A 12,692-nucleotide genomic window follows, 5' to 3' on the forward strand; every position below is an offset into this window, starting at 1 on the left:
TCTAATAAATGGTAATGCTACATCAACTAATATATTTCTTAACTAGGCACTTATTCTATAAGAATTTACAACTTATCATACAGCCCAGAACGATTAGCGGAGTTAACAGGCGACTTTGATAAGTTTTTTTTTCAGTTTTACCCTATAAAGAAACAAGGTACAACCAAACATTCCAAGCTAGTTTGGAAAACCAACCAGATGGTTTTGTTTTATTTTAAGGATTTGCATCACTCTGTAAATCCTTAATATTTGTATAATTGTAGATTTACCTGCTTTTAAATCAATCAAATCAGCTACCAATGTTTTTTTCATTTCACCGCATAAGTGATTTTCAAACAAGGACGATATTTGATCTGTCTCCTTCAATAGGATTTTTTCTAAAGGAGTAAAGAAACCTATTTTATCTTTTCTTTTTTTAACCAATTCAGGTAAGTATTCAGCACAAGCTTCTCTCAATAAATATTTCCTGTAACCCTTTTGAAAAAAATCAGCTGGATCAATAGAACAAACCATTTCTAGAATTCTGTGATCCAAAAATGGGGTTCTTCCCTCTACTCCAAAATACATGGCATTTCTATCATCATAATGAAGTAAATGAGGTAAATGTATACCAAAAAAAGACTCATCTCTAATCCCATTAATATCATTTATTGATGCTAGAGGAGTAATTTTTCGGGAGTGTATCCAGTTTTCGTCAATAAAATTTTCTCTCTTTTCTCTTAAATGTAACCTTATAGTTTTCTCTAATTGGGGAAAAAATAACCCCGTAACAGTTTTTATTTTATTTGTTAACGACCAATGTAGATTTTTAAAATTTGACCAAAAGGAAGATAATTTTCCGGACCAAAGCTGAGAAGACAAAATTGCTGGTAATGCATGGTCATAGCCAGAAAATATTTCATCTGCTCCCTGCCCTCCAAGAATTACTTTAATACCTGCTTCTCTAGCTGCTTTCATCAATAATCCGTGTGCCGTTATACTTGGGTCTCCAAAAGGCTCCTCTTGGATTTTCAAAAATAAATCTAAGGAGTCTTCCAATGTTTCTTTACTCAAGTCTATTCTGTGAACAACAATTTTTGATGGATCAAACATTTCCAAAACAGCATTTACATACATGGACTCATCATTTTTATGGCCAACTGTTTGAGCTGTAAAGATGTGAAGTGTATGAGGATAATGTTTGGCTAAAATCCCAGCAATAACCGAAGAGTCAATACCTCCGGAAAGTGTTATCCCAATAGGTACATCAGAGATTGTTTGAGAAAGGACAGAGTCCACCATCAATTGTTTCAATTGCTTTTTCTGTTGTTCTCCAAAAGAAACCTTTGGCTTATGATATGGTGGAGACCAGAATTTTATTGGCTGCAGAAGTTGATTTGTTGGACTGAGATAGGCAAATGATGCCGCCGGAAATTGAGAAATTTCCTGATAAAATGTTTCCTCTTTTAAATGTCCATAATTCCCACTAGACAAAAAATCTGCTAAAGCTGTTGGGTTGTATGTTAACGCTTCATTCCCAAAACCCAGTAATTTCATTTCGGACCCAAATGCAACGTAATCATCTTGCTTTCTGAAGTAGAGTGGCTTTTGGCCAAATCTATCTCTACTCACAAAAAGTTCTTGCTTTTTTTTATCCCAAAGTAAAAGCGCCCACATCCCAACAAACTTCTCCAACATCTTTTCCTTCATCAAAAGAAAAAGCGCCATGATCGTTTCAGTATCAGAATGCCCAATAAAGTTATAAGACTGAAGGTATTCCTTACGAAGCTCAAGATGATTATAAATCTCTCCATTATATACTAACACATAATTTCCGCAAGGGGATATAAACGGCTGCTTACCAGCTTCTGATAGATCTAAAATAGAAAGACGTGTGTGGCCCAACCATACGTTATTGCTTTCCCATTCCCCAGAAGAGTCAGGACCTCTATGCTTAATAAGCTCTAAATCAAGCTTTTCTTTCGATTTTCCTACTGATGGAGAACCCCACAGTAATCCAGCTATTCCACACATTATACGAAATACTTAAGTTTTAATTGCCTCAGGGATGAAACCAAAGGTGATAATAAAATATGAACTATTGGCGCTGCATCCTTTAAGCCCTCTTGTAATTTCAGGTTACTTGAAAACTCACGGAATTGATGAAGACAAGTTCCTAATTCAAAGTGTTTTTCAGCAAGTGCTCTTGCTTCATGCACCAAAAAACTTATATCATTTGAAGCTAGTAATTTAAAATCCTCATATGCTTTAGCAATATTTCCAATTTCAAACAAATTTACAACTGAAATCCCATGCTTATTTTCTTTCTCTAAATCTTCTACTCCGCTTACACGACTGCTCAAAATGATACAACCAGACGCTAAAGCCTCCATAACTGCAACAGACATTCCTTCGTGATTAGAAGTTTGCAATAAAATTTTAGCTTTGGAAAGAGCCTGCGAAACCTTTTGAGGACTTTGCCAACCTTTCAAAATCACATAACTTTCCAAAGAATACGATTTTACAAGCCCCTCAAGCTGTTCTCGCCCTTCCCCATCTCCATATACTTCAATCCACCAATCCGAGTTATCACGTTTTAATAGCTTGGCAAAATGGATGATATCCGAAAACCTTTTTTGTTCTTCTTCCAATCTTCCAATCCAAATTATTTGATTTTCTTTGGGTAATTCAAATTTATAGACTTCCAGTTGAATACCACATGGAATAATACAACTTGGGATTTCAGATGACAGTTTGACATGTATTCTATTGGATACTGATACAAAGCCAGCCACATATTTTTTATATTTCTTTGCTAGGTCAAAGTAATGCTTATCATCACTATGGAGTACACCAATTAACTTTGCCTGATCACCGAATGAAGCACAAGCTGCCCAACACGCCTCATCATCAGAAGGTATCAATACATCATTTTCTTTAATTTTTTCAGCAATAAGTTTTTTATAGACACCTACTTTATTTCCAAATAGCCCCAAATCATATTCATTACCAACTTTTTTGAAAAACACATTTTCAAGAGTACCTAATCGCTCTAACATATCCACACTATTTCCTTTAGAAGCCAAATGATCTATCGGTGAAAGTGTTATGAATAGACAATCAATCTTATGGGCTAAGCAATACAAAAAAGATGACGCCATCCAACTTGTGACACCACCTCTGTGATATGGATGACAAACAAAAACTAACCTCATGAATAATAGCGTTTCAAAACCATAGTTTCTTCGTGAATTCTTAAGTTTACTTAAATATAATTAAATGCGAAAATAATTAAGAATCCAACTGACTCTAGCATGTCGGATAAAAAAATCATTCAATCCCTTTCATAAACTTTTTTCAAGGCATTTGCTCGCATTTCAATACTGAATTTTTGAATACTAGCGGTTGCATTTTTGGACATTACCTCATATTCATGCTTATTATTGATTAAATGAGTAACATAAGTCATTCCCTGTTCAAAACTTTTGTTTTGCCACTGAAACGTATTCATTTTTAGTTCATCAATAGCGGAAACTCCATCCCACTGAAATGGATCACATAAGAAACCATTATACCCATGTTGGATGATTTCAGGTATAGCTTTAAAATTAACTGTTACTACTGGTATTCCAAAATTTAAGGCCTCCAATAGCGTGAAACCAAAGGTCTCCATTCGTGAAAAATGTAAGAGAATATCCGAATCAGGATAGAGCTCATTTAATAGTTCATCCCTACTAACAGGACGGATAATCAAATTTGGATCAAGAGCTGCTTCGGCTTGAATTTCATCAAAATTAATACTGTTGTAAAAATCTCTATCTACTTCTGGGTAGTGATTAAAGTTATGCCCAAAAGAACCCGCAATAACTAATCTGACATCATATTTTTGATTTCTTAAGGCTTTATAAATTTTAAAAGCAACATCGAAGCCTTTGATAAATGAACCAAATCCAACGGCTAATAAGGTGATCGGTTTGCCTGACTGAATAACTTTTGATTTTTTACCATAGTCTCTGATAGCTGGATAAATAAGCTGGGCTTTATCACGGTCTAATTGAAACCTTCCTGCATATTTACTTTGAAAAATTATTGATGCAATTTGAGTACTTTCAAAATACTCTGGTCGGGCTACACCTTCGCATTCCACAATCACTTTACCCCTAATGCTCTCAATTGGAAATTGATTAAATGTAGCAGCATCAATATGAAAATAATCAACCATTCTTAAAAAAAAATTACGATACCACTTAGATGTTATTCCTACATCAAAATACACCCACACATACCCAGAAATAGCCTGATTACATGTGAAAAAATCTGTATAAATTGGATGCTGTTTGGTATATAGTACTTGCTTTTTACCTATTAGTTTATGGTAACATAAAATAAAAAGCACTACCAAATGATTTGATAAAACCTTTAAATAAACACGTTGCCAAATTCTACTAAACTTTTTATACATGCCAATAAATTAAGTCATGGACTTCATCCACAATTTAAAATTGAGAATTCTCCAAATTTCAAAATTAAAATCTTTGGCATAATTTTGCATTTGATCAAGCGTTTGAAGGCTTTCCATGTCATTAATTAGCCCTTCAGTATCTATAGATTTTTTCAGTTGATCTACAAACCAATCTTTACCATCTTCCCGAAGCCACCTTTCTTCAGCAGATACAAAGCCCATTTTATCCCTACGATCAAGAATCTCGTCAGGCACGAGCCCTCTGAAAGAATGTCTAAGAATATATTTTCTTTCACCGTTTCTGTAAATGAGATTTTCGGGAAGACTATGCGTAAATTCAATTAATCTATAATCCATAAATGGCGTTCTACTTTCAACTGAAAATGCCATACTATTTCTATCCTCGTATCTCAATAATGAAGGTAAAGGAGAAAAATACAATTGATTATACAAATTTGCTCTCAATGATTTAAAATTACCTGGATACATTTTGAAACCATTATTATTTAACCAATTTGGCGGTGTTAGTATTCCCGGCCTATAATTTTCCGGGAAAAGATTTTTGATTTTATTAGGAAGGTGATACTGAAGAGCCCCAAGTAAGAATCCCTTTGGATAAACGCCAAACCTAACTTTATAACTGTCAATCTCCCTTAATAAATCATTCAACCGAAAACTATTGAGTAATCCTGTGTATAAAGGAAGGTCATTTCCACCATATCCTGCCAATTGCTCGTCTGCGCCTTGTCCATCAATCATCACTGTAAGTCCTGCCTTTCTCGCTTGCTCAAAGACCGACCATTGACTAAACTGGCTGGTACTTCCAAATGGATAATCCATATGCCAAATCAATTTCTCAAGATCATTTGTTAACTTCTCAAAGTCTGGAAAAATTTTATGTGATTTTGATTGAGTAGCACGAATAACAAGGTCTGCAAACTTTGACTCATCAAATCTTAAATCTTTGCTGCAACTTGTGACCGTTTCGAGTACTTTGCCCTGATTAGCCTCCTCATTTAATAACTGTCTCATGATACATACTATAGCACTACTGTCTAAGCCTCCACTAAGCGCACTTCCTACAGGAACATCACTCCTAAGTCTCAACCTTACAGCATCTTTCAATAGTCTTTCAAATTCCTCGACAGCATCAGATTGACTTCCATTAAACGCCTTATATCGTAATTTGTACCAATTATGTTTTCTATAATTAGCTGGATCATTGATATTTAGTTCTATATAATGTCCCGGCTCTAATTGAAAAATCGACTGTTCAAATGTCTCTTTGGAATGATCTAAAAACCCAAAGCCAAGATAATCAAAAGCAATTTGATGATTTAATTGAAACTTGTAATCGGGCAGTACCCTTAACTGCTTTACTTCTGATACAAATGCACAATAATTTTCATTGAAAGTATAATACAAAGGCTTTACCCCAAATCTATCACGAACGACAAAAAGCTGCTGATTTTTTACATTAAGTAATAAAAAAGCAAACATGCCATTGAACCTTTGAAGTGCATCGACGCCCCATTCGTCCCAAGCCTGAATAATTACCTCCGTATCTGATTGAGTTTGAAACTTCCTACCTAAACCGATAAGAGTATCCTTAATTTCGAGGTAATTATACACTTCTCCATTAAAGCTGATAACCCAATCATTGAATCTCATGGGCTGATGTCCAAGTGGACTCAAATCTAAAATCGATAATCTCTTATGACCTAAGGCAATCTTGAAACGATCATTTTGAATAAAATCCAAATCAAAAAATTCAATACTCCCTTGGGCAGTAGTATGGTCAGCAAGCACCTTTCCATTATTATCATCACCAAGAATAAAATAACCTGAATCATCAGGCCCTCGATGATTTATAATGGAAGTGGCTTCCACCAAATGCTTACCAGTTACTTCTTTGGAATTTCTCCTTAAATTAATTACTCCAATTATTCCGCACACAGTCCTATTTTTAAATAATTTTTAAAATGAATCTTTACGTTTGTTTCCCATGAAAAATAATCACGAGCAGTTTCTAAAGCTTTGATTTTTCTGTCCAGCCTATTCGTACTTTGCAAATAAGTCAAGCACCTCTTAGCTTCTTCAAAAAAATCACCTCCTATTAAATCTATGTTTATAATTGAATCAGATTCCACTTGAACACCACCAAGTCCATTAGAAACTACCACTGGGACAGATGCAGACAAATACTCTCCAAGCTTAACCGGTTGTGCCATCAAATTTACAACATTTGGTTTTCTCAATAACAACCCTAAATCCATCATTTTGGAATAATTAATTACTTGCTTTTGAGGAGCCGTCAAAATATCAAAGCGAGAGCTGTCAAAATTAAATTCAGTAATTTTTTTCTCCATTTCAGCCACTTGATGAGTTACAAAAAGCAAGTGCACCCTACTATCCAATTCCAATAAGGCTTGCATGAAAGGAAGGACAATATCATCTAAATTTTGATACGAAGCAGTTCCTCCAAGATAACCAATCACAAACTTTTCCTTCAGTTTAGAAAATTGGTTTTCGCTTTGGTTAAAAAAATCTAAACTTTCTTCTTTTAATTTTGTCGCACAGGGCACAACCCAGACAGGTTTTTGAACTTGAATGTGGTTTTTTAAAAAATCAGCCAAATTTGGAGATACTGTGCAAACTCCGTCCGCCATCCCAAGATTAAATTTTAACTTTTTTAAAAGTTCTACCGATAATGCATGGTTGTACATTTCAGAAACTTCCATAACTTCGATACCACTCAATAAAAGCTTCTCAGCTGGCCAAATTCCTCTAACATCTGCTACAAATTTATCTTCTGGAAAACCATTTTTCAGAAACTTAAACTGGGGAATAAGGCTATCACCTCTAAAGTGCCAAATCGCAAAGCTACCGGATAAACTCTTGCGAAAAAGGTAAAGAAAAATCTGTCTAGGAAAATGATTTAATCTACTAACTCCCGGTACGAAATGAATCTTAATATTTTTAAACCTCTCATTTAATTGAGCCTTATAAGACTGATAATTCGACTTAAAGTAGTTTCGAAGTGAAAGAGGAATGAGTACATGAACTTCTAAAGATTCTTGGTGATCTAAATTTTGAGCTTGAATATTGGCTTGTTCAAAAACCTGACTTGCTACCAAAGGGGTAAACAATTCTTCTTCATCACAAACAAAAATTAAACTAAACTTTCCCATACAAAATGTTTAAAACTTTTTCAGCATTAACCTTATAATCACCCCATTCCTTCACGATAAACTCTCTGGCTGTTTGTGCAATTTCCTTACGAAGATCACCATTCAAAAGCAACTCGATGGCTTCTCTCACCTCAGCGGAATTTTTAGGATTGATCAAAACCCCTGTTCTCATATGTTCAATCAATTCAGGATGTCCACAAACATTTGTTGTAATTACAGCACATCCACATGCCATAGCCTCTACTACAGCATTGGCAATGCCCTCCCAATAAGATGGGAGACAAAAAATATCTGCTGCTTGGTAATACTGCACAACTTCATCCGGTTTTACACTTCCTAAATCAATAAAATTATCTTTAAGTCCATTATCTGAAACCAACTGTTGTAAATCTAAATCAGGAGGTCCTGCATATATACCCACTAAGGAAAAATCAACTCCTTTGGATTTTAATTGTCCACAAGCTTCCAAAAGTTCTACCCATCCCTTCCTTCTTAAAACGGTACCAACAGTCAGAATTATTGTTTTTTGAGGTAGATTGAGCTTGTTTTTTAATAAAGTTTTTGAAATACCGGAAGGTTGAAAGTAAGTGTGATTCACTCCTCTTCTTACAACCTTGTAATTAACATCTTCATTTATTAGTGTATTTATTTCTTTTCCCAGGTAATCTGCTACTGTTAATGAAAAATCAGCACTTTTCCACATTTCTTTGAGAGCTCTAAAATTCTGCTCACGTTCTTTAGGCCAAATTAAGGCATCATCACCAACAGCTAAAATGGCACATTTTACACCTAGCTCTTTTGCAGCCTTTAAAACAAGCCTAGATTCGGGAAGCCATTGCGAGTAAAATACATCCAATTCAGCATCAAGTAAAATGTTATTTTTTTTAAAAAAACTTATGACGGCATCAACATATCTTTCTTCGTATGTTCTCTTAAAAAAACGACTAGGCTTGGGAGATTTAATCTTAGGGTGATGAACTTTAATACCATCTAAAACCCTTTCTGATGGAAAATTTAATTTAGCTGAATCACGCCAAGAATGGTCAATAAGATAAAAAGGAAAAGGGGGATATCCCTCAATTGGGATAATTACTTGGATGGCAACTCCTAACTCCTGTAATGCCACATATTGTCTATGACCAAAAATCCCTGTTGAAGGCAAGCCTTTTTCTGGATATGGATAAAAAGAAGGGAAAGCCCAAATCCTCATTACCTTGTCAATTGACATTCGTAGAAATTGAAATATTTTTAGAATGGAAATTTGCTAAAGCTACCAGACTAAACAAAAAATCGGGGTGAAGCTTTTTATATTCACTTACATCTTTGATTTCTGCAATTACACGTTTATTAAGAAACGGAATTTGTTCCAAAAGTTCCATTGCTTGATCAATGGTTACTTGTGTTTTTAAATCTGATTCCAACAAAGAATTAATTGGTGAACTAAAACCTGTCTTTTTCCTATTAGCAATAGCTCCTCCAAGTTTCAATTCAACCAATTTTCTTAATATCCATTTACCAACACCATCTTTAATTTTAAATGAAGCGGGCATAGTAAACGAAAATTCCACTAATCTATGATCTAATAAAGGAACTCGACCCTCAATACCATTATGCATCGTAAACCGGTCTGATTTAAATAGCATTTCATGTACTAAGGTTGTTTTGATGTCTGTATACAACATCTTATGAATCAAATCAGCATTAGGTAGCTTATTCCATATTTTCTCCAATCTTGCCTTATACCTATTCACATCTACTTTAGATTGAAGATCAGGACTCAATAAATTAAGAGCTACAATTTCGCTATTGACAATATAACGATCAGCATATTTGAGATAATCAGGTCTCTTATAATACCAATCTAGTTTTTTAAAGTTCTCTATTTTTACGGTGTTTGATAAAAAATTGACTACCGGACAACGAAGCTTTACCGGAACAAATCGTAAACTCCTGGGTTCATAAAATGGTCTATGTCTATCATAGCCAGCAAATAACTCATCTCCTCCATCACCACTAAGCACTACTTTCACTTTCTTACTTGCTAATTCAGAAACCCTTGATAAATTCAAACCACTTGCAATCCCAAATGGTTGATCTATACTCTGATAATGCCTTTCAAATCCACTAAAAAAATCATTTTTCAAGAAATGAAGTTCATGTGGAATTTGTAAATTCTCCGCAAGTATTTTGGATGCTTCACTTTCATCCTGTACTTCACCTGGGAAGCCTAGAGTAAATGCGGTAACTTTTTGATCATTTTTGGCAGAAAAATAAGTAATCAAACTTGAATCAATTCCAGCCGAAAGAAAACACCCAACGGGAACATCTGCAACTAGGTGATCCCCAATAATTTCTAAAAGTTGCTTTTCAAGTTCTGAGAGCCATTGCTTCTCTGTTTTTCTAAAATCTGGTAAATATTGTACATCCCAATACTGTTCGATATTAACCTCACCAGCGTTAAAGACCAAAAAATTCCCAGGTTCAAGCGCCTTAATTGATTTAAACCAAGTATTTGGCTCGGGCACTGAACCAAATAAAAAATATTCAAAAACAGATGTTTCGTCTAAGTCGTGTTCAATCTTTAACGCCTTAACTAAAGGATTGATTTCAGAACAAAAGCCAAGGTTTTGACCGTTGAAATAGTAATATAAAGGCTTTATTCCAAGCCTATCCCTAACAAGCCATAACTCATCACAAGTCGCGTCCCAAATTGCGAAGGCAAACATTCCGATAAGTTTTTCAACAGTCTTTTTTTTATCTTTTTCAAAATGTTCGTACAAATGCAATATAACCTCAGAATCTGAATTTGAACTAAATTGATGTCCTTCATTCAAAAGTAGTTCCCTTATTTCTTGATAATTATACACTTCCCCATTACAAATAATGGCTAATGTTTTATCTTCATTGTATAATGGTTGAATACCATTAGCACTAAGGTCTATGATTGAAAGTCTTGTATGAAAAAGTGTCACCTTTTCATTTTCAAAGTGCCCAGCACCATCTTTTCCTCTATGCTGTATTAAAAAGTCCGAGAAACTATCTATAAGATTAGAAGTAAATCCTGCTATGCCACACATACGCTATTTCAAAAATTTTTTATACTCTTTAGATATATAATTTAGTAATCCAAAAATCGTTTTTCGCAAAGGAAAAAACAATGATGCTCTGTTAAAATTGAGAAACTTTAATTGAATTACCCAATCAAACATATGATTTTTCCCATAAAAATGACTCATGGTTTTAAAAAAATTTTTACTAATTAAATCATTTGTTGAGCTTGAATAATACGAGTTTTCCAAAATCCTATAATTACAGAGAACATCTGCCATTCCTTTGCAGGCAAACTTCTCGGACAACCTTAAATTCATTTGATAATCTTCAAAAGGAATGGTTTCATCATATCCTCCAATATTCTTTATACAATCAAGTTTATATAGAACAGTTGGAGCTCTCAAAAAATAATTTATAAACAACAATTCAAAAATTCTGCCTGATGGAAAGTCATCATCTGTATTCCAACCGCTATTTTGGTAAAAATTTGCTTTATTTATAAACTCACTATTTGCGTCAATAAACCTATAGTTTCCATATACAAATGCAAGTGAGTCAGATGAACTCTCAAATACTTTTACTTGCTTTTCTATTTTATCAGAAACCATCACATCATCGCAAGAAATCATCTGAAAGTACTTTCCTTTAAAATGTTTAATAGCATAATTTAAAGCAGGGCAAATACCTACATTTTGCTCATTAAAAACTACCCTAACATTCTTGTCATGATGATTATGGATCCATTCATTAATTTTTTCTTTGGAATTATCTGACGATGCATTGTCAATAATCATCAACTCTATATTTCTATAGGATTGGTTAATTATACTATCAAGCGTTTCAACAAGAAACTGCTCATGATTATAACATAATGCAACGATAGAGACAAGAGGAGAACTATTCACTAAAAAAACCTTTAATAGTAGTTACTACATGATTAATCTGATTTTCATTCATGCCAGGCCAAATGGGTAGGCTTAAACTTGAATCCGCAAGTTCTTCAGCTATAGGGAAATCACCCTTTTTGTGGCCTAAATGTTTATATGCATTTTGAAGATGTGGAGGTATTGGATAGTGAATAAGTGTTCCAACACCATTTTTTTCCAAATGTGCTTTCAATTGATCTCGCTTGGTTGTTCTAATCACAAAAAGATGATACACATGAGAACTTTGCTCAGCTGTAACAGGCAGGATAATTTCTTTTAAATCTTTTAATTGATCTGTATAAACTGCTGCAATTTCCTTTCTTTCCTCAGTCCATTGCATTAAATACTGAAGCTTAACAGATAAAAAGGCAGCTTGAATTTCATCTAATCTCATGTTAAACCCCATATGTTCGTTTTTATACTTTTCAGTAGAACCATAATTTCTAAAAGAACGAACCAGAGATGCAAGATCTGAATTATTTGTCGTTATGGCACCCGCATCACCTAGAGCACCCAAGTTTTTACCTGGATAAAAACTTGTGGCATTAATATCTCCCCAAGCCCCAGTAAGTTTATCTTTATATGTTGCCCCATGTGCTTGCGCATTATCCTCTACAACAAATAAGCTATGCCTACTTGCAACTTCCATAATTTTATCCATTTCACAAGCCTGTCCATATAAATGTACCGGCATAATTGCCTTAGAAGCGGGTGTAATTGCCGACTCAATATTAGCAGGACATATATTGTATGTTTGGTAATCAGGTTCTACAAAAACAGGTTTCGCCCCAAGGTGCGTAATTGCAAGCACCGTGGCAATGTATGTATTGGATGGTACAATTACTTCATCCCCTTCCTTAATTCCTAAAACTTTTAATGAAAGAATGAGACCATCCAATCCATTGCTAAGACCAACAGTGTGCTCTACACGATTGAAATCAGAATATTCTTTTTCGAATTTAGAAAGGTTTTCACCAAGAATATACCAATAGCTATCATAGACACGCTCAAACTCCTTAGTGATTTGATTTTTAATGGCCAAATGCTGATGTTCAAAATTGAGAAAAGGAACTAACATCATGT

General features: G+C 34.4%; 9 protein-coding genes. All 9 read right to left on the reverse strand.

Annotated elements, in window-relative coordinates:
* Positions 1-177: 177 nt before the first annotated feature.
* Entirely contained in the window at positions 178-2,013 is a 1,836-nt protein-coding gene (gene asnB / locus IE080_RS05170; protein ID WP_189579394.1) for an asparagine synthase (glutamine-hydrolyzing), read from the reverse strand.
* Positions 2,013-3,038, reverse strand: a complete 1,026-nt coding sequence (locus tag IE080_RS05175; protein ID WP_189579395.1) for a glycosyltransferase — start codon at positions 3,036-3,038, stop codon at positions 2,013-2,015. Before IE080_RS05175 ends, asnB (IE080_RS05170) begins: the two co-directional genes overlap by 1 nt.
* A 275-nt stretch (positions 3,039-3,313) precedes the next feature.
* Entirely contained in the window at positions 3,314-4,201 is an 888-nt protein-coding gene (locus IE080_RS05180; protein ID WP_189579396.1) for a glycosyltransferase family 4 protein, read from the reverse strand.
* Between the two features lie 249 nt (positions 4,202-4,450).
* Positions 4,451-6,397, reverse strand: a complete 1,947-nt coding sequence (asnB, locus tag IE080_RS05185; protein WP_189579397.1) for an asparagine synthase (glutamine-hydrolyzing) — start codon at positions 6,395-6,397, stop codon at positions 4,451-4,453.
* Positions 6,385-7,632 (reverse strand): glycosyltransferase family protein, encoded by a 1,248-nt coding sequence (locus tag IE080_RS05190; RefSeq protein ID WP_189579398.1) that lies wholly within the window; start codon positions 7,630-7,632, stop codon positions 6,385-6,387. Before IE080_RS05190 ends, asnB (IE080_RS05185) begins: the two co-directional genes overlap by 13 nt.
* On the reverse strand, positions 7,619-8,860 hold the full coding sequence (locus IE080_RS05195; protein ID WP_189579399.1) for a glycosyltransferase family 4 protein: 1,242 nt from the start codon (positions 8,858-8,860) through the stop codon (positions 7,619-7,621). Before IE080_RS05195 ends, IE080_RS05190 begins: the two co-directional genes overlap by 14 nt.
* The gene (asnB, locus tag IE080_RS05200) at positions 8,850-10,709 is read right to left on the reverse strand and encodes an asparagine synthase (glutamine-hydrolyzing) (protein WP_189579400.1); all 1,860 of its coding nucleotides are present in this window, start codon (positions 10,707-10,709) and stop codon (positions 8,850-8,852) included. The genes IE080_RS05195 and asnB (IE080_RS05200) overlap by 11 nt, the downstream gene beginning before the upstream one ends.
* 3 nt (positions 10,710-10,712) lie before the next feature.
* Positions 10,713-11,588 (reverse strand): glycosyltransferase family 2 protein, encoded by an 876-nt coding sequence (locus tag IE080_RS05205; protein ID WP_189579401.1) that lies wholly within the window; start codon positions 11,586-11,588, stop codon positions 10,713-10,715.
* Positions 11,581-12,690, reverse strand: a complete 1,110-nt coding sequence (locus IE080_RS05210; protein ID WP_229800512.1) for a DegT/DnrJ/EryC1/StrS family aminotransferase — start codon at positions 12,688-12,690, stop codon at positions 11,581-11,583. Before IE080_RS05210 ends, IE080_RS05205 begins: the two co-directional genes overlap by 8 nt.
* Positions 12,691-12,692 lie beyond the last annotated feature (2 nt).

The sequence above is a fragment of the Mongoliitalea lutea genome (assembly GCF_014652135.1).
In the GTDB taxonomy this organism is placed as follows: domain Bacteria; phylum Bacteroidota; class Bacteroidia; order Cytophagales; family Cyclobacteriaceae; genus Mongoliitalea; species Mongoliitalea lutea.